The sequence below is a fragment of the Sporomusa sphaeroides DSM 2875 genome (genome assembly GCF_001941975.2).
GTDB lineage: Bacteria > Bacillota > Negativicutes > Sporomusales > Sporomusaceae > Sporomusa > Sporomusa sphaeroides.
Map to the genome: position 1 here is coordinate 4034470 of NZ_CP146991.1, position 18674 is coordinate 4053143.

The 18674-nt window shown below is 47.3% G+C and carries 15 protein-coding genes and 1 other annotated feature; of the genes, 5 read left to right on the top strand and 10 right to left on the bottom strand.

Features of this window, described 5'->3' with window-relative positions; genetic code table 11:
* Positions 1 to 123 precede the first annotated feature (123 nt).
* From SPSPH_RS18715 to SPSPH_RS18730, 4 genes are read left to right on the top strand one after another with little or no spacing between them, the layout of a single operon-like run.
* Positions 124 to 2064 carry a TonB-dependent receptor plug domain-containing protein gene (locus SPSPH_RS18715; RefSeq protein WP_075757949.1) on the top strand — a complete coding sequence of 647 codons (1941 nt, stop codon included), beginning with the start codon at positions 124 to 126 and terminating at the stop codon, positions 2062 to 2064.
* A 48-nt stretch (positions 2065 to 2112) separates the two neighbouring features.
* A complete protein-coding gene (locus SPSPH_RS18720; RefSeq protein WP_075757950.1) occupies positions 2113 to 2631 on the top strand; it encodes a hypothetical protein in 519 nt (172 codons plus the stop codon).
* Complete coding sequence (locus SPSPH_RS18725; RefSeq protein ID WP_083945729.1) at positions 2577 to 3683, top strand: [Fe-Fe] hydrogenase large subunit C-terminal domain-containing protein; 1107 nt, start codon at positions 2577 to 2579, stop codon at positions 3681 to 3683. The genes SPSPH_RS18720 and SPSPH_RS18725 overlap by 55 nt, the downstream gene beginning before the upstream one ends.
* Before the next feature lie 40 nt (positions 3684 to 3723).
* Positions 3724 to 4284 (top strand): hypothetical protein, encoded by a 561-nt coding sequence (locus SPSPH_RS18730; RefSeq protein WP_075757951.1) that lies wholly within the window; start codon positions 3724 to 3726, stop codon positions 4282 to 4284.
* Positions 4285 to 4397: 113 nt separating this feature from the next.
* Here the strand turns inward: SPSPH_RS18730 and ilvN are convergent, their stop codons facing one another.
* From ilvN to SPSPH_RS18745, 3 genes are all read right to left on the bottom strand, one after another.
* Entirely contained in the window at positions 4398 to 4895 is a 498-nt protein-coding gene (ilvN, locus tag SPSPH_RS18735) for an acetolactate synthase small subunit (protein WP_075757952.1), read from the bottom strand.
* A gap of 4 nt (positions 4896 to 4899) precedes the next feature.
* Entirely contained in the window at positions 4900 to 6591 is a 1692-nt protein-coding gene (gene ilvB / locus SPSPH_RS18740) for a biosynthetic-type acetolactate synthase large subunit (protein ID WP_075757953.1), read from the bottom strand.
* Positions 6592 to 6665: 74 nt separating this feature from the next.
* Positions 6666 to 6927 (bottom strand) — a binding site (T-box leader).
* 149 nt (positions 6928 to 7076) lie between these two features.
* Positions 7077 to 9239, bottom strand: coding sequence for a HAMP domain-containing histidine kinase (locus SPSPH_RS18745; protein WP_075757954.1), 2163 nt, complete (start codon positions 9237 to 9239; stop codon positions 7077 to 7079).
* Positions 9240 to 9997: 758 nt separating this feature from the next.
* Here SPSPH_RS18745 and SPSPH_RS18750 point away from each other — a divergent pair.
* Positions 9998 to 10459 carry a hypothetical protein gene (locus SPSPH_RS18750; protein ID WP_075757956.1) on the top strand — a complete coding sequence of 154 codons (462 nt, stop codon included), beginning with the start codon at positions 9998 to 10000 and terminating at the stop codon, positions 10457 to 10459.
* 121 nt (positions 10460 to 10580) lie between these two features.
* On the opposite strand, the gene SPSPH_RS18755 is transcribed toward SPSPH_RS18750, so the two are convergent.
* From SPSPH_RS18755 to SPSPH_RS18785, 7 genes are all read right to left on the bottom strand, one after another.
* Entirely contained in the window at positions 10581 to 11225 is a 645-nt protein-coding gene (locus tag SPSPH_RS18755) for a trimeric intracellular cation channel family protein (RefSeq protein ID WP_075757957.1), read from the bottom strand.
* Between the two features lie 171 nt (positions 11226 to 11396).
* The gene (locus tag SPSPH_RS18760; protein WP_075757958.1) at positions 11397 to 12353 is read right to left on the bottom strand and encodes a porin; all 957 of its coding nucleotides are present in this window, start codon (positions 12351 to 12353) and stop codon (positions 11397 to 11399) included.
* Positions 12354 to 12769: 416 nt separating this feature from the next.
* Complete coding sequence (locus SPSPH_RS18765) at positions 12770 to 13528, bottom strand: transposase (RefSeq protein ID WP_075757959.1); 759 nt, start codon at positions 13526 to 13528, stop codon at positions 12770 to 12772.
* A gap of 107 nt (positions 13529 to 13635) precedes the next feature.
* Positions 13636 to 14601 carry a hypothetical protein gene (locus tag SPSPH_RS18770; protein WP_075757960.1) on the bottom strand — a complete coding sequence of 322 codons (966 nt, stop codon included), beginning with the start codon at positions 14599 to 14601 and terminating at the stop codon, positions 13636 to 13638.
* A gap of 169 nt (positions 14602 to 14770) precedes the next feature.
* A complete protein-coding gene (locus SPSPH_RS18775; RefSeq protein ID WP_075757961.1) occupies positions 14771 to 16738 on the bottom strand; it encodes a methyl-accepting chemotaxis protein in 1968 nt (655 codons plus the stop codon).
* A gap of 36 nt (positions 16739 to 16774) precedes the next feature.
* Positions 16775 to 18181 (bottom strand): amino acid permease, encoded by a 1407-nt coding sequence (locus SPSPH_RS18780; RefSeq protein ID WP_075757962.1) that lies wholly within the window; start codon positions 18179 to 18181, stop codon positions 16775 to 16777.
* A gap of 41 nt (positions 18182 to 18222) precedes the next feature.
* Complete coding sequence (locus tag SPSPH_RS18785; RefSeq protein WP_075757963.1) at positions 18223 to 18609, bottom strand: RidA family protein; 387 nt, start codon at positions 18607 to 18609, stop codon at positions 18223 to 18225.
* Positions 18610 to 18674: the final 65 nt, after the last annotated feature.

The following is an 18674-nucleotide window of genomic DNA, read 5'->3' on the forward strand; positions in this document are numbered from 1 at the left end:
TTTTCAAAATATGTAACCTGGGATACACCTATTAGCTCTTAATACAATTATAATACACATATCGGTAATTGATAAAGGTTTTCATTATCATATATTAAAAATTATATACCAGGGGGAGATAATGTGAAGAAAAAAACGCTGCTGGCCTTGATCGCGCTGACCCTTTCCACCACTCACACTTACGCGGAAGAAATGCCACCCGAAGAATTTACACTACCGGAAATCGTCGTTACCGCCACTAAAACCGGTATGGACAAAAAGCTGGTACCGGCATCGGTGGAGGTAATCAGCAAAGCCGATATCCAGGCACGCGGTGCTCAAACGCTGAAAGATGTTATCAGCACCGCAACAGATATCAGTATCATTCGTTCAACCGGGCGGGATGCCATTTCCATTCGCGGCTTTGAATCGCGATTTTCCATGATCCTCATTGACGGCAGACGCCTCTCATCAGAAATCGATCAGAATTATGAACTTGACCGAATACCACTGGAAAATGTCGAACGTATTGAAATTGTCCGTGGTCCGGTCAACTCCCTCTATGGCACAGACGCGATGGGCGGAGTAGTCAATATCATAACCAGACAGGCTGTTGAGCCAGGCTTTACCCTCAGCCTGGCGCACGGAGCTTTCACCGGCAATAAAGGCGCTAAGGACAACTATAATTTCACTTATGATTCCGGCATCCACGGTAAAACCGGTGTAACTATTTCAGGCTCACACCTGGAAAATGACGCTTCATTTAAAGGCGACGGAACAACCTATGCCCCTTATGGCGTCCGGAAAAACATCAGCGCCCGCGTAGATTATCAATTAACAGATAAGGAAGCGCTGACTCTCACGGCGGCCTATATGAATGAAGATACCCGTGAGCTTGCCTACAAACAAACTGCCAAAGGAGCCATCAAAGCCAATATCCATGATGATAATGAACGGTATGATTATTCACTAAGCTATACGAAACAGCAGAGCGATAGCAGTGTGTTTCTGCGCGCTTACTTATCTGACTACTATAAAAAGGTTGATGTACACAACCTGGCTAATGCACAACTAATGAATTACGGGGATTCTCACCGCACTCTGCCTGGCTTTGAAGCCCGTCTAACACGCAATGTCGGTTCAGATCATGTCCTGACCTACGGCGGCGAATACCGTCCGGAAAAATTCCGCGGCACAGGAGTGCGTACAGGGGAAGGCATCTTTTATGTTGATTATGAGGGCAAGAGCTTCGAGGGTTCTTCCATCGACCTTACTTATTCCGCACTATACATACAGGATCAATGGCAAATCTCACCCAAGCTCCTGGCCGTCACCTCTTTGCGCTATGATGACAGCAATAAATTTGAAAGCAATCTAAGCCCCAAACTCGGCTTAACCTATGAAGCCAGCTCTGATTCCAGGGTTAAGCTGAATATTGCCAAGGGTTTCCGCAGCCCCACGCCCAACCAATTGTATATTAGTTCTCAGGTCAACCGTAACGGCAAGGTAGTAACCTTAGACGGCAATGCCAACTTGCAATCCGAGGAATCTGATTCTTATGAGCTGTCATTGGAAAAGGATTGGGGTAAGGCAACAGGAAAACTTACCTATTTTTCCAATAAGCTTGACAACATGATTGAGGAATCTTGGGTAAGCGCCACCAGAATACAATATGAAAACATAAGCAAGGCAACGCTGCAGGGGGTGGAAGCCGAACTGAAATACCCCTTATCAGATACCTTCTCCTGGTCGGTCAATTACACCAACCTGGATGCAACCAATGATGTGACCAATACCCGGCTGCTCAACCGCGCCAAACACAAACTGGCCTCCCGCCTGTCCTACAATGATCAAAAAACCGTCAGAGCCAATCTGTGGTGCGAAATGTATGCCGATTATTTGCATGATGCCGGTTCCAATGTAGAAAAAAATAAATCCTACTCCATCTGGAATCTAAATGTGGAAAAATCGCTGGATAAAAACAACACTCTGTCTGTGGGTATTGAAAACCTGCTCAATAAAAAGGATGATGATCTCTCTTTACAGGGAATGTACATCCACAGCAAACTTCTTATGAAGTTTTAACCTTTGTTCCGGTTAACCCCGAAACTACAGCACAGAGAGGAGGCAACCATGTACCAAAAAATGACCAGAGCATCGTTACTGCTGGCGCTGATGTTTCTGTTACAGTCACTCAGACTGCTTATGCCAATACCTGCGTTTGTATCCATGTTTGTCATTGGCAGTGCTGTTAACGCCTGCCTGCTGGCTGCCGTCGAAACAGCCGGCTGGCGGGCGGCCATACTGCTCGCAGTTATCGCGCCTGTTATCGCTTATTTCCAGCAGGCATTGCCGCTCCCGGTGTTAATCCTGCCGGTAGCTGCCGCCAATATTGTCTATATAGCCGCTTACACCTTGTTTTTTACAACCAATCGCTGGTTTGCGGTTGCAGCAGCCGCAATAGCAAAGATGACCGGCCTTTATTTTTCGGTATCCTGGCTCATGCTGGCAGTCAACATACCTGAGAACCTGGCAGCAATTATAACCATGATGCTGAGCTGGCCTCAGTTGATAACCGGTGTCACAGGAGGTATTTTATGTTTTGTGTTACTGGCAAGGCGGCACAATATCAAGCGGCAAACCGCACAATAACCGGCACCGAAATCGTCGTGTCACAGGAGCATTGCCATAGCTGCCAGACCTGCCTGACTGCTTGCCCACTCTACGGCCGCTGCTCTGCTGCCGGCGATTGCTCAATACAATCCATTGCCGCTCAGGCTTGCATCACCTGCGGCGCCTGCTTGCAAAGCTGTCCCGGCAAGGTTGTCGAATATCAGGATGATATCCAGCGTTTTCTCCAGGACTTAATTGCAGGAACCCCGATTTCCTTATTAGTCGCCCCTGCAGTGCAACGGCATTTTCCTGATTACCGCCAGGTTTTCGGCTTTCTCAAAACATTAGGGGTTGTGTCCTTTTACAATGTATTGCTGCGGGCAGATATTACTCTCTGGGCCTATCTGAAAGTATTGCGCCGCAAGGAGAACACGCCGTTTATCTCATCCCCCTGCGCTGCTGTTACCAGTTATATTATGAAACACGCACCGGCGCTAAAAAAACACCTGATGCCTGTATATAGCCCCCTTATCTGTTCGGGAATCTATCTGAAAAAATACCGCAATGTGCCGGAAAAGCTGGCGTTTTTATCACCCTGTATTGCTAAGCGTTCAGAACTGCGGCAAAATCGTCCAAACCATACCGGCGTGGATTATAACATAACCATTGGCCGCTTAAAGCAATACTTATTGCATGCGGGTATTGATGTAAGCAACTATGAACCGGTGGATTTCAGCGATTCCCGGGAAGGCGGCGGCCAGACCCTCAATGCCTATGGAGGAATTTCCGAATGCTTGTCCGCACAGTTCCCCCAGGGGCATTACCGTAAGCTCAGCGGTACCGGATCAGTATATAGTTTCCTGGATGATTACCAGTCGGCCTTGGCGGCCGGCGATCGCCTGCCCACACTGCTGGAGGTTTATAACTGCGCTGCCGGCTGTGACAACGGTACCGGGGTAGGTGTTTATCCCGATAACCTGGTTACCGAAGCCTGCCATCACATTGCACCAGAGCAGGCCCGTAATGTGGAAGCGACCTTTCAGTATTTTGACAGAAGCCTGCATTTGTCTGATTTTATCTGGAAACTATAGCAAAAAAATAATAACCTGCAAGCATAGAAGGAGTGATAAGATGCCGCATAGGTTAATGATTAAAGACCGTAATGATGTGCTCACAATTTCTTTTCAAGACATGGTTAACTATCATGGCCGGGAATTTATCGGCGGAGTAGCCATGGCTTTTAAGCTGATGGAACTGGCCTGCTGCCTGCTCTCACCTGATGAAACGCCATCCCGGGAAAAATTCGTTATCCTGCTGGGAGTTCACGGGCCTGGCATTATCGACGGCCTGGAACTGGTTACCCGGGCGAAATCCCGGGGAACCCTGCTTGTTGATCCTCCTGCCGCGTTTGCCAAGGATGCTCCCGATGCCGCCGACGGCCTGGGCGGCAAATATTACTTTGAAATCGATTATGGCGGAAAAAAACTGGTCCTGAGCTTAAAGCATGGTCTGTTACCGCCAGAATTCATTACCCTGGCCTATAAAACCCATGACGGCACCTTAACCCCTGCCGATGCAGTAAGACTTTCCATCCTTAAAGAAGAAATCGCTGAATTCCTGTTGTCAAAAGAAGCCGCTTCCTTATTCGACTTTCAATTAGTATCGCCGGCAAAATCATTTCAACAGAACTGAAACACCAGGAAGCCATACTTTCAACGAAAATACCAAAAGAGGCAGGCCGCGAAAACGCGCCTGCCTCTTTTGGGACGAGGGGACAGGTTCCTTGTCCCACCCGCTGCCCAGCCCTACATTTCTTTTGCCGGAACCGGTCCCCGTGAAAGTGCGATTTTACCGGTTCTGACAATCTCAATGATACCGAAGTCCAGCAGCACCTCGCAAAAAGCGTCGATTTTGCTTTCTTCACCGGTAAGCTCGATCGCCATTGTTTCCCGGTTGATATCAATAATCTTGGCCCGGAAGATTTCTACGACATTGACTAAATCAGAACGGTTGGTTTTGCTGGCTTTTACCTTAATAAGCGCCAATTCCCGCTCAATGGACTCAACATAGGTAAGGTTGACAATTTTGATAACATCCACCAGTTTTGACAGTTGATTGACTACCTGCTCCAGCTCGACCTCATTTTCCGCTTCCACACTAATCGTAATCCGGGTTGTATCCGGCTCCTCGGTGTAACCGGCGGCAATACTTTCAATATTAAATGCCCGCCGGCTAATCAGGCCGGCTATATGGGTCAGAACACCCGGCCTATTTTCAACTAATACAGCCAAAGTATATTTCATCTTTTTATCCTCCCAACAGCATTTGATCCAGGCGCCCACCCGGAGGAACCATCGGCAGTACATCTTCCACAGGCGGTACCAGCACTTCGAGCAATACAGGCCCTGGCATCCGCAGCATTTCTTCCAGGGCGAAAGCTAATTCTTCCGGTTCACTAACCCTTAAGCCCCTAATCCCCATGGCGTCAGCCAGCTTCACCAGGTCGGTGCGTCCCTTGAAGCTGGAGTGAGAGTAACGCTGTCCATAGAACATCCGCTGCCATTGACTGATCATGCCTAATACCTGATTGTTCAGTACAACAATCTTGATTGGCAGTCCATGGTCTGCGACAGTGGCCAGCTCCTGGCAATTCATCATGATACTGCCATCACCGGTAAAGAGCACCACCTGCTTATCAGGCATGCTCAACTGAGCACCGACGGCTGCCGGCAAACCATAGCCCATCGTACCTAAACCACCTGAAGTCAGCAGCGAACGCTCCCGCGGGAAATTGTAAAATTGCGCCGTCCACATCTGATGCTGCCCGACATCGGTCACTACAATAGTATTCTCCTGGGTCAGCCGACTTACCTGTTCAATAACGGCCTGCGGCATGATATTTTTACTAGCCTGAGTATACGTTAACGGCTTAGTATGTTTCCACTCCTGTACAAGCTGAGTCCATTCGGCAATGTCGCTTTGCCATTCCTGCGGACTGCGCCTTGCCGCCTTGTCGCAGAGCAGCGGCAGCGACCAGCGGAGATCTCCGACTACACGCAGCTCGGCGCGTACATTTTTATTTACTTCAGCCGGATCAATATCAAGATGCACAATCCTGGCCTGCGGCGCAAAGTCTTTAACCAGACTGGTTACCCGGTCATCAAATCTAACGCCGATTCCCAGCAGGAGATCGCACTCCATCGTAGCCATGTTGGCGGCATAAGTACCATGCATCCCCACCATGCCCAAATGCTGCGGCGAATCGGCCGGAATACAGCCAAGTCCCATCAGGCTGGAAATCACCGGGAAGCCTGTTAACCCGGCAAACTTGCGCAGCTGCTGCGCCGTATCAGAAAGAGTGACACCACCGCCGACAAAAATTACCGGTTTCCGGGCTGCTGCCAATGCTTCCACAACCAGTTCAACATCTGCCGCGTCACCGTCAAACAACGGACGGTAACCCCTGAGGTTCACCGTCTCCGGGTACACGAAATCCAGGGTAGCGTTAAATACATCCCGGGAAATATCGACAACAACCGGTCCCGGCCGTCCGGTGCGGGCAATGTAAAAAGCTTCTTTCATGACCCTTGGCAAATCCTGCACTTTTTTAACTAAATAATTATGTTTAGTCACCGGTGTCGTAATACCACAGACATCGGCTTCCTGAAAAGCATCTTTGCCGATTACCGGTACTCCGACCTGGCCGGTAATCGCCACCAACGGGACAGAATCCATATACGCGGTGGCAATTCCGGTTATCAGATTGGTTGCCCCCGGGCCTGATGTTGCAATACAAACTCCGGTTTTTCCTGTTGCGCGTGCATACCCGTCGGCAGCATGAGCCGCCCCTTGTTCATGACGGGTTAAAACATGGGGAAAGTTGGCTTTGAACAATGCATCATACAGTGTCAGCACACAGCCTCCCGGATAGCCGAATACCATCTCCACGCCTTCGGCCTTCAAACATTCAATAACAGCTTCCGCCCCTAACATTTTCAATTCAATTACCTCCTTCTGTCACTTTACCCTAATTAAAATTACTAATTGAAAACACAAAAATCTCCGTCCCTTTCACAAGGGACGGAGATTAATCCGCGATACCACCCAATTTACTATGGTATTACCCATAGCCGCTCATAGGTACGGAGTATAAACTCGATACCTCGCCGCAGTAACGGGCGGCAATTTCTCCCGAAGAGAACCCGGCGCAGCCTACTAAACCTTCAGCCCGCAACTCGCGGATGATTTTCATTATATTCGCTACTGCTGGCTCACACCATTTCCAGCTCGCTGTAAGTACCGGGATATAACTACTCTTCCGTTCATCGTCATTGGTTTATAGTATTATACATACATGATACAAAAAGATCCATTCCGTGTCAACATTATTCTTTATAAGTATCATCAAGTTTTACACTTGTCAGCATTTTATTGCTAAATTGCTATTATATATTTTCATCCTCATCCTTCCCGCGAATTGCAGCTTAGGCCAAAACCTGGCTGAACCGGATACAAAAAGTCGTTCCCCCGCTGCCTGATTCAACCTGTATTCGCGCTTGATGCCGTTCCACAATACTGTAGCAGACAGCCAACCCCAGACCGGTGCCATTCTCCTTGGTCGTTATAAACGGCATGCCCAAATTTTTCAGCACTTTAGGATCAATGCCTGAGCCCTGGTCGCTGACCTTTAAAATAACACTTCCCTGTTCCTCACAGGTACTTATTGTCAGCGTGCCGCCGCTTGTCATCGCCTCTAAGCCGTTACGGGCAAGGTTTAAAATCAGCTGCCGTATTTCTTTGGCGTCAAGTTCCAAATCGGGAATCTCGCCAAGCTCCAGCCGCAAACGTCTATTTGTCATTAGCGCATCTGCCCTAATCAGCGGTGTGATAGCATCAATTATACCGTTTAAATTCATTGTGTTTAATTTAATAGTTTTATTTCTGGCCAAAGATAAAAACTCAGTAATAATTTCATTAGCGCGGTCCAATTCCTCAATCATCAAATCATAGAAAGACTGGCGCTCACCGTCGCGCTCTTTTTTTCTCAGCAATTGTAAAAATCCACGTACGGTTGTCATCGGATTGCGCACTTCATGCGCAATTGCAGCAGCAATTTCCCCTATGATATTTAAGCGGTCCAGACGAAGCATTTCCTTTTCCATAAGCCTTTTATGCGTAACATTGCGCAATACGCACAGCACAGTCTCAACGGTTTGGCTGTCATTGTATTCCGGTATAATATGTGCATAAAAATACTCAGTTTCACCACTTTTGTTAAGCAGCTCGATTTCCAAAGATCCATCCTTTGCTTTTCCATCAACAATATTTCTTACCGTACTGGCAAACAGACTGGAAAATCCACAATCCTGGATATGCCTGCCGATAAGCCAGCGTGACGGCATACCTGTATAATTTCCCAACACCGGATTGGCATACACAACATTACTATTCTTCGACAGCCTGAATATAATATCTTGCGCATTTTCCACCAGGGTCTTAAATTCCCGCTCACGCTTTTTAATTTCCAGGTTTTGCTCTACGACTTTATCTGTATTTTTTTTTAACACATGTATCATTTTATTAAACGTATTAGCCAGCACACTGAATTCATCATTGGCCCGGATGGAAATCGGCACATAGCTGGAGCCGTCGGTGATAGCCTGCGCCCCATTGATTAAATAACGAATCGGCTCGATTACCTTTTTTTGCGCCAGTAAATAAATAAACAGCAGCACGCACAGCATAACGGCACAATAGATGTATAGTATCGGATATAGCCTGTCGCCGACACGTTTGCTTAAGGCAAATTTGTCAAAAACGGCTACCACCTTCCAGCCGGTATTGGGAAGTACATCAACATAGAGAAGTTCTCCATTACCGGTTTCGGCTTCCCGGCCCGCAAAATTCCCCTGCCTGTCCAGATACATCAATTCCGGAACATTCAGTTCGTACGAAGTCTGCAGCAGCCATTCCGGGTGTTTGGGACAGGCAATTATTTTACCCTGCTGAGAAAGAACTACTATATAACCATTTTCCCCTATGTCTATTTTTTCTATTTCCTGCTGTAAAGTCCGCAAACCCCAGCTAAATTCCACTACCCCGGCTATCTCATTATCCTGCTCGACGGTGTGAACAACCGAAACAGCATATTCCCCGTCAGGCTGCAAATGAGGCTCGGTTATATAAGGCCGCCCCCGGTTCATGACTGCCTGCCGATACCAGTCCTGCTTGCGAGGGTCAAACTCCGGTTTTGCCAAAAAATCCGGATATCTGATATAACCGTCGGTATTTGTCACCAATGCGATATGTAAACTTTCACGATAAACCTGATCGGCTACCATTATATGCTGGTACTCCTCCGGTGCCAGTTGTGAAGAATCTGCTATGATACGCCTGCCAATAGCACCAAAAAGCTGTACTGTCCGTTCGTCTTTAGCAAATGAGCTTATCAGATGATTGGCAGGTTGAAGCTGATTATTAACACTCGCAGCTACCCGCTCCATCGCATCAAATGCAGTTTTTTCAAAATCCTGTCTGGTTTCATCGGCAACCATCATCTGAACATACAAACAGCCTAAAATAAAAGGGATGGTGCAAGCTAAAAAGACCCCAAACATGAACAGACCTTTAATAGATGGCTTCCGCAAAGCTATCTCCCCCTAAATGCCGAACTTTCCCCCCTCTTTGTCTTCTCCAATTTATGGTAAAAACCTTTTTTTGTTTAGAAAGATACGGCATTAAAGCGCCAGCGGCGCAGCATTATAGGACGACCCGTGCCGGAGCTTGTGGTGCATTGGGTAAAGAAAAGATCGCTAACCTTGTGCTCAAGGAAAAGCGATCTTTTTCACTGCCGGATTATTTCTATCTTTACACGCAAGACGAGCGAACAGTCCCTGCCAGGCCTTACACCCTACGGGATAAAAGAGGTAAATTTGCCCTGCCTGTACCAAATGCAAACATAATTATTTAGGCCCAATTAGATATAAAATCAGCACTGTAATTCCAAGCGTGCCAACGCCAAAAATAAAATATGGTATGATATCCAAAACGATATCAAGAAACATATGCATCTGGGTACGAAATCTTGACTCAGGCATGATACCTCTCCTTTCAGCAGCGACTACGTTAAAATCTTAGCACCATTTTAACACATCCCCACCCTATACGGAACCATATTTGACATAAGTTGTCATAATTTAGCCATTTTTCTCGCTGTTTATTGTTATTCACTCCGGTTCACCGTTAACCAGAGTTGTCATCTGCACTGTCAGCACCATATACCACAACGCGAAACCGGGACGCGCACAGGAATATGCCGCCAGTCTTGCTATTTTTTTCATTGTCATACTTTTGTCAAATTATTGTTATATAGTACTAGTAAAACCATATTAAGGAGATGAGTTTCATGAGAAAAATTGCCTGTTTAGTTGTACTTACCTGCTTTCTGGTCACTTTGTCCGGAACAGCGTTTGCCTGGAGCGACCGTTCCGCGGGCCGCCCCTATCAAAGTTTTCTCGCTCCCCCCAGCCTGGCCATCTGGCATGAGCGAAATGACGAATTCCATGTAAAATCAGCAAACTTACGCGGCCAGCATGTATTTTCCGGTGAAATTCGAACAGATGGGCGTTTTTACGATATTAATGAAAAAAGCATGGGAAATGGCGATTTCATCAAACTGGATCGTAACCGTAAATCCATCCGTTTTCGCTTAACCGGCCGCGGCTTTGACGAGTTTAGCTTCAAAGTACGCAAAGGAGATACCCTCAAGTTTGATCTCAAGCGAGACGGCCGTGACATGCCGAACCAGCAAATCCTTATTGGCAAAAAAGGCTGGCATCCCAGAGATAATCGCTTTACCTTAAAATAACAAAGTGCCGGTGAGCCTCCTCACAGGAACATCTCAAGCCGGCTTTGAATATGGAGTAAAAATACAGAGGTTGCCCATCCCCAGGATGAACAGCCTCTGTATTTTGCTGCCAAATCGCGCTTTAGTTTCCCGGATTGCGGTTGCCGGACACTGCCTTCTTCGAATCCATGCCAAGCACCGGAAAGTTCCAGCCATATTTAATACAGCAAAGCCGCAAGCCTGTAGTAATACAAAAACTGAGATACATAGGAATATTGCCGGTATAATACTGCTGGGAATAATAAAAAGCAACAGCTCCCACAATGGTAGTTATTGCGTAAACCTCCTGGCGAAATACATGCGGAATTTCCTGGACAAATACGTCCCGCAGCACACCACCGCCAATGCCGGTGATTACGGCAACGGTTGTGACAATCCACAGTGAATCCAGGTTATGCTGAACGGCAAGATTAGCGCTGGTGGCCGTAAAGGCACCCAGTCCGATAGCGTCAAATACCTTGATGGTATGTTTAAATCGCTCCAGCCAGCGATAAGTAAAAAAAACGCCAATGGTGGCCAAAGTACTAATCATGAAAAAAGTAGGGTCCCGGAAGGTTAACGGCGGTGTATTACCAATAATAACATCCCGCATGATCCCGCCGCCAATCGCTGTCGTGATGGCCAATACCAATACGCCGAAGACATCCAGACGTTTATGAATCCCGGTCAACGCGCCGGAGACAGCAAATGCTATGATTCCCGTAATCTCAAATATCGTCCACGCCATTTGTTCAGCCTCTTCCTCAGTCTTTTACAAATAATCGCTTGCTACCCAACCTAACTAATTCTACCATATGCCGATTAAAAATTCGCTAAGAATATAAAAGAAGTATTTTTCAGAAAAGTCCATGCCGTGTAAACAAACAACCCGCTGATTTTAGTCAGCGGGTTGTTGCACTTAGAACTTATAAGTGACTGTAGTGCGGAAAGAGGTGTAATCGGCGTTAGTGCTGATGGCTTTCATATCTTTATAGAACAAGTTCAGGGTTGTGTCTGCATCAATCTTATGGGCGAAACCATAGTACATACCTTTGCCGCCATTGTCATAGGTTGTCATCTCGGGAATGATATCTGTATTGCTTTCTACACGGCTGTAGGCGGCAAGTAAGGAGTTTTTCTTATCCAGATCATAGCTTGCACCAAGCGCATAGCCTTTGTTATTAGAGTCGGCATCCGATTTGCCGTATTCACCGAAGTAGGTTGCCTTGCCTGCCGTATAAGCGGCATTTATGCCATAGTGAGTGGAATCGTCACCCGAAACACGGTCTGTCACCCCAGCCACGGTGGCGCCCAGTTTCCAGTCTTTGGCCGGGCTGTAGGAAGCGTCAACAGCATAAACCTTCGCCTCGTCGCCATCCATCCAAGCCTGGCCGGCTACGAAAGTGAGGTTGGTGACACCGGTTTTACCGGTTGCAGTAAGACCGTCAATAGCTCCCCGGTTTTTACCCATATAACCGGTGGAATCCATCAACAGGCCCTGACCTAAGAATAAATCCTGACGGCCAAGAGTATAATCAAAGTTTTTGCCTTTGAGCGTGAAGCCGATGCGATCCAAAGTTGTGGCATGGTCATCATGATAATGGCCTTGATCAAAGTCGGCACCGACGTTATCGCCGGAAAGATACTGGGTGGTTAAACGGGTGTAGAACGTGAGGTTTTTGGCAACTTCCGAAGCGGCGTTCAGGCGGAACCAGAATTTGCCGCCATCGGTGTCATCTTTACCATCTTCAGTGTTCCAGCGGTAGTGAAGCTTCACATCACCATTAAATTGGAACTCGGGAAACGAGGCAGCAGCGGCCGTGCCGGCACTTAACAGCATCACGGCAGCAAGGGATGTGGCAACAGTTTTTTTCATTGGGGTACTCCTCCTTCAATAATTAAGATAATTCCCTTGAATCTCAGACAACGTTTCGTTACCAATACAAAAGCTTGTCCCAACATGCTGCAAAAAAATTCCGGGTTCCATCGGCAGCTGGTTTTTACTTTGTCCTTTTAACCCAGCCAGTTGTCCATTGTCTACGCTTTATTACTTACATATAGTAATCGAATGCTGTAACACTGTCAATACTCTCTTAGAGTTATTATTCTGGAAAATACTGCAATTCTTTTTTCCGCCGCTCTGCATATGATGTACCGGGGGATTTATATGCTCACAGATTGTGTTCTCGGCATAGGTTCCTTGCTTATTAGTCCCATCTGTACAGTAATACTAATATGGTTACTATGCAACCTCACTCCTTAGGGACAAGGGGACAGGTCCCTTGTCCCTATCTAGACTCTATCAATCACGCTCTTAGAGATTCCGGTCATTCTTGCTAATTGCCTTATCGTAGTCCCTGCTATTGTTTTCATCTGCCGTAGTGTTTCATCGCGCTGTTCTTTCGGCAGTTGCTGTAACTGACTAATACTTGCAAGTCCCATGGCTTGTAAACATTGCATTACGGCTTTATCTGATGCAACTACTTTTTCTGCATAATCCAAGCACGCATCTGTGTTATTTTCACTGGTATAATCCTTAAATAGCGCTACCGCCTTTGTTCTCTCTGTTGAAAAAACATCTAAAGCAAAGTCTATATCCGTAATACCCGAACCTTTGACATAATCTTGATAACTGCTCCATAAATACTTTCTTATATGCTTGGTAATCCCCGCTTTTAACGGGTTTTGGTGAATATATCGCAAAACTACCAGAAAATACTCTTCCGTTTCCACCGCTTCACTCTTGAAGCGTTCTTGAAATAAATGTCCACATCGCTCATATTTCTGATTGTACCAATACACATAACTGCTGCTTATCCGCTTTATTGCCTGCGATACTGATTCCGCCTGCTCCTTCAGTAGCAAATGTATGTGATTATCCAGCAAACAAAACCCATATAACAAATAGCCGCTCTTATTTTTATAAAAATCAAGTGTTTCTAAAAATCTTTTTCGATCTTCTTCGTCCTCAAAGATATTTTGTTTATTAATTCCCCTGAGCACTAGATGATATATTCCACTTTCACTTTTCACTCTAGCTTGTCTTGGCATACAATCACCTCAAAGCTAGTATAGCATTTTTTTCCATGTGGGACAAGGAACCTGTCCCCTTGTCCCACGAGAAAACGCTGACCGGAGTCAGCGTTTTCTTGTGGAGCTTAGAATTTGTAAGTAACGGTGGTACGGAGGGAGGTGTACGCATTGCCGGCGTCGTCACCGCTGATATATTTCATATCTTTGTAGAACAGGTCTAAGGTTGTGTCGGCTTTAAGTTTGTGGGAGAAGCCGTAGTACATGCCTTTGCCGTTGTTGTCATAGGTTGTTGTATTGGGAATAAGATCAGCATTGCCTTCCACCCGGTTGTAGATGGCAAATACAGAATTTTTCTTGTCAAAACCGTAGCTTATGCCAAGCGCATAGCCTTTATCCTGAGAGTCGGCATCTGATTTGCCGTATTCACCGAAATAGGTTGCCTTGCCTGCCGTGTAGGCGGCATTTATGCCGTAGTGTGTGGAATCTTCACCCGCGTCACGGTCTGTAACCCCTGCCACAGTGGCGCCCAGTTTCCAGTCTTTTGCCGGGCTGTAGGAAGCATCAACAGCATAAACCTTCGCCTCGTCGCCATCCATCCAAGCCTGGCCGGCTACGAAGGTAAGGTTGGTGACACCGGCTTTACCGGTGGCAGTAAGGCCGTCAATAGCCCCCCTGTTAGTACCCAAATAACCGGTGGAGTCCATCAGCAGGCCCTGGCCTAAGAATACATCCTGACGGCCAAGGGTATAGTCAAAGTTTTTACCTTTGAGAATGAAACCGATGCGATCCAGGGTTGTGGCATGATCGGCATGATAATGGTCCTGATCAAAGTCGGCGCCGATGTTATCGCCACTAAGATGCTGGGTGGTCAAACGAGTGTAGAAAGTGAGATTTTTAGCCACTTCTGAAGCAGCATTCAAGCGGAACCAGAATTTGCCGCCTTTGGTATCGGGTTCACCATCGGCAGTTTGCCAGCGGTAATGAAGCTTCACATCACCATTGAATTTGAACTCGGGAAACGAGGCAGCCGTGGCCGTGCCGGCGCTTAACAGCATCACGGCAGCGAGGGATGTGACAACAGTTTTTTTCATTAAAGTACTCCTCCTTCAATAAATCCTAAAAGTTGTCTTGTATTTGTGCCTCTCGAAATATATAATCCCCTGCCGGCTTTCAGCAAGATTGCGTTAAAAACAGCGCTACTCCTGGCAGAGAGCTTTAGGGGATTATATACCGTTCAACTCGAATAATGCTTTAGTTGCTTTAAATAATAAACCGTTCAGCCTCAGTTTTCAGCATGTTTGCTTTTGCCAGCAATGCATCTGCCTGGGTGGCTATCTCTGCCAGTCTGCTTTGCTGTTCATTAGTCGCTGCCGCCACCTCTTCTGTCGAGGCAGCACTTTCCTCAGAGACAGCCGCAATATCGGTAATTAGATTCCCCACCTGCAAAGCTTCGGCGTTTATCGCCTGGGTGCCTGACGCTACTTGCTGAATTCTTGTTGCCATATTCGCTATGGCATGTTTAATATCATTAAATTGTTCTGTCAGGTGCGCCACAGCCTGTTCCTGCTCAGTAACAGTAGTTTCCGTCATGCCGATCTCCTTTACCGCCCGGTCGGTCCCAAGCTGGATTTCCCGGATTAAATCGGCAATTTGCCGGCTGGAAGCAGCCGATTGCTCGGCCAGCTTGCGCACTTCTTCAGCTACCACGGCAAAACCGCGCCCTTGCTCACCAGCTCTGGCAGCCTCAATGGCCGCGTTCAAGGCTAATAGATTTGTCTGTCCGGCAATACTTGTTATTACTTCCACGATTTGCCCTATCTTCTGGGAATTATCTGCGAGTTCGGCGATAGCTTGTCCTACGCCGGTAGTCGCCGCCTTACTCCTGTGCATTAATTCCATCTGGTTGGCAACATCCTGGTAGCCTTTCCCGACAAAATCCTCCACTTTTGCTGCCATACTGGCTGATTCGGCAGCAGCTTCCGTCACCAGGGTTATGGCCTTGTTCACTTTTTCAACTAGCAGCGCACCTTGCTGTACCGACTCGGAGTGGGTACCTGCGCCGGCAGCCAGGTCATCAACAGTAATTGCGATTTGCTCGGCAATATCGGTGGCTTTCCGGGCCGATACCTGCATATCGCTAGCTGTCGTATCCACTGTATGGGCTAATGAATTGATCTCCCTGATTAGTGTCCGCAAACTCATGCCCATCTGGTTAAAGGCCGCAGCCACTACAGCTATTTCATCTTTGCCGGCAACTTCCATGGTGACAGTAAGATTGCCGGTGGCGAATTTCCTGGCATTTTCAGCAAGCCCATTCAGCGCCCTGGTAAACTTGCCGGCAATGAAAAACGCCACCACTGCAACTAAAAAGACTGCTGCAATATTTACCATGATAATTTTTGTCCGGAGCTGGGATAACTCGGCGTACGCTTCCGCCTCTGACACGGTAATACCCATCACCCAGCCGGTAGAGGGCATCTTTTTGTAGAGCATGATTCTGGAAACATCATTCTCCCTGTAGGTTTCGATACCATAATCCTGCACCAGCATGTTGGCTGCCAGTTTAGAAAATGCGGGTAACTCTGACAGCTTTCCGGACAGCAATTCCTTATCAGGATGAGCCAGCAGGACACCGTTGCTATCGACAATAAAACCGTAGCCCTTGCCATGCAGGTTAACGTTTTTAGCAATGTTGGACAAGGTAACCAAGTGAATGTCCTGTCCTAATACACCGCGAATGTTCCCGTTTTCATCCCTTAACTGTATTGCGGCCGAGACGACATAGTCTTTTAAATAATCATCAATATAAGGTTCACTATAGATTGGCGCTTTTGTCTCCAGGGCTTGCTTATACCAGCCGCGGGTTCGCGGATCATAACCGGCCGACGGGGTTTCCCCTTTACTATTGATAAACCGGCCGTCGCTGAGGCCTATATAGGAAATCCTTATATCCTTATCAGCCTCAGCCGCCTGAAGGTAACTAACCGGAATCTCGCCGACGGCAACTGTCCTGCCAATCAGATTGGCTGTGTTTTCCAAGACCTTGGTTTTTTTACTCAGCCAGCTGTCAATTGCCTGTACTTCATTACTTACAATGGCGCTCATCTCTGATTCGATACTGTTAACAACCGTGTGCCGGGTATAGTAGTAAGCCGGCAGCGAGACTGTCAGTACCACCATTGCCGTTATTACTGAAAATAGTATGATTAGTTTTTCCCTTATCTTCATCGAGAGGAACCTCCCAGGATTCTAAACAGCCTCAGTCTACTTATCCTTGGTATCGGATTGTTCACTATCCTTATTTAATGCGCTGTGCGAACGTCCGTACAGGAAGTAGATGGCTATACCAATGAGACTCCAGACTACAAACCGGATCCAGGTGCCTGTCGCCAGGTTAATCATGATATAGAGGCAAAAGAGGATGGCGCAAACAGCAACAAAGGTAAGTGAAGGGCAGCGGAAAGGACGTTCGGCGTCAGGCTTGGTTTTACGCAGCACCATAACACCAATCATCGCAATTATGAACGCAAACAGGGTGCCAATGCTGCACATTTCAGCCACAACATGAATGGGGGTAAAGCCGGAGATAAGAGCAACAGCTACGCCGACAATGATGGTGATAATATGAGGCGTACCGTACTTAGGATGGACTTTGCAAACTTTGGACGGAATCAGACCATCCCGGGACATGGCAAAAAAGGCACGGGTCTGAGCATAGATCATAACCAGCAGCACGGTGGACAGCCCGGCAATGGCACCGGTTCCCACAAGCGCCGAGCCAAAATTATAACCAATGCTTCTTAATACATAAGAAACAGGTTCGGCCGTATTCAGCTGGCTATAGGGGACAACACCTGTCATGATGGCTGTAACCGTGATATATAAGACGGTGCAAACAGCTAACGAACCGATGATGCCTATTGGCATATCGCGGCTGGGGTTATGAGTTTCTTCAGCTGCCGTGGCAATAGAGTCCACACCAAGATAGGCAAAAAAGATGAATGCTGCTCCGGCAGATACACCGGCCCAGCCATACGGCAAAAACGGTTCCCAATTGGCGGCATTGACTTTTGGCCCGGCCAGGAAGATGAACAGGAAGATGGCGGCAAGCTTAATAGCAACCAAAATACGGTTGGCATTGGCACTTTCCCGGACACCCTTTACCAAGAGAAACGTCAGGAATAAAGTAATGAGGACAGCAGGAAGGTTGACGATACCGCCGTCGGCAGGTACTGCTGTCAGGGCCTTGGGTACTTCAATGCCTGCGGTCTTTAGGATGCCGACAGTATAGGCCGACCAGCCGCCGGCTACGGCACTGGCGCCGACAGAGTATTCCAGAATGAGATTCCAGCCAACCAGCCAGGCGATAAACTCGCCCAGCGACGTATAGGTATACGTATAGGCACTGCCGGCAATCGGCACCATCGAGGCCAGTTCCGAATACGCGAGACAAACAAAGGCGCAGGTAATACCTGCCAATACAAACGAAAGCATAAGACCGGGACCTGCGTATTTGGCTGCTGCCACCCCTGTAAGCACAAAGATGCCTGTGCCAATAATAACCCCAATGCCAAGCATAATAATATCGATGGCAGTTAATGATTTACGAAGCGAGTGCTTGCTTGCCTCCTGTTTTAACAATTCAATACTCTTAGTACGAAAGATGCTCATCAATTATCTCCCCCTTGTTTTTCTTACCGGGTATAAGAAGTTCAATTTTCCAGGATGGCGATAGCCTCGACTTCAACCAGAACGTCTTTCGGCAATTTTGCTACCTGCACGCAGGCACGCGCCGGATAGTCTTTGGTAAAAACACCGGCGTACACTTCGTTGACAATTTGAAAATCCGCTAAATCCTTCAAAAACACCGTGGTTTTGACAACAGCATGTACATCTGTGCCGCTGGCTTTGAGAATGGCCTGCAGATTGGCTAACGACTGCAGTGCTTGCTCTTTAGCGCCTCCGGCAACTACTTCCCCGGTACCGGGATCTACCGGCAGCTGGCCTGAGATAAACAGCAGGTTGTGAGCGGCAATGGCCTGAGAATAAGGACCGATAGCGGCAGGTGCGTCATGGGTATGAATCACTTTTTTGTGCATAGACATTCCTCCATTTTATTGAAAATTAAATATTGTGTGTTAATTCGCATCAGAAAAATAGGCCG

Bases quoted from the DNA above. Each gene is read 5' to 3' on its own strand.
- SPSPH_RS18760 (WP_075757958.1), bottom strand. From the start codon at position 12,353: ATGAAAAAAACTGTTGCCACATCCCTTGCTGCCGTGATGCTGTTAAGT.
- SPSPH_RS18765 (WP_075757959.1), bottom strand. From the start codon at position 13,528: ATGCCAAGACAAGCTAGAGTGAAAAGTGAAAGTGGAATATATCATCTA.
- SPSPH_RS18780 (WP_075757962.1), bottom strand. From the start codon at position 18,181: ATGAGCATCTTTCGTACTAAGAGTATTGAATTGTTAAAACAGGAGGCA.
- SPSPH_RS18775 (WP_075757961.1), bottom strand. From the start codon at position 16,738: ATGAAGATAAGGGAAAAACTAATCATACTATTTTCAGTAATAACGGCA.
- SPSPH_RS18770 (WP_075757960.1), bottom strand. From the start codon at position 14,601: ATGAAAAAAACTGTTGTCACATCCCTCGCTGCCGTGATGCTGTTAAGC.
- SPSPH_RS18755 (WP_075757957.1), bottom strand. From the start codon at position 11,225: ATGGCGTGGACGATATTTGAGATTACGGGAATCATAGCATTTGCTGTC.
- SPSPH_RS18725 (WP_083945729.1), top strand. From the start codon at position 2,577: ATGTTTTGTGTTACTGGCAAGGCGGCACAATATCAAGCGGCAAACCGC.
- ilvN (WP_075757952.1), bottom strand. From the start codon at position 4,895: ATGAAATATACTTTGGCTGTATTAGTTGAAAATAGGCCGGGTGTTCTG.
- SPSPH_RS18785 (WP_075757963.1), bottom strand. From the start codon at position 18,609: ATGCACAAAAAAGTGATTCATACCCATGACGCACCTGCCGCTATCGGT.
- SPSPH_RS18750 (WP_075757956.1), top strand. From the start codon at position 9,998: ATGAGAAAAATTGCCTGTTTAGTTGTACTTACCTGCTTTCTGGTCACT.
- SPSPH_RS18730 (WP_075757951.1), top strand. From the start codon at position 3,724: ATGCCGCATAGGTTAATGATTAAAGACCGTAATGATGTGCTCACAATT.
- SPSPH_RS18720 (WP_075757950.1), top strand. From the start codon at position 2,113: ATGTACCAAAAAATGACCAGAGCATCGTTACTGCTGGCGCTGATGTTT.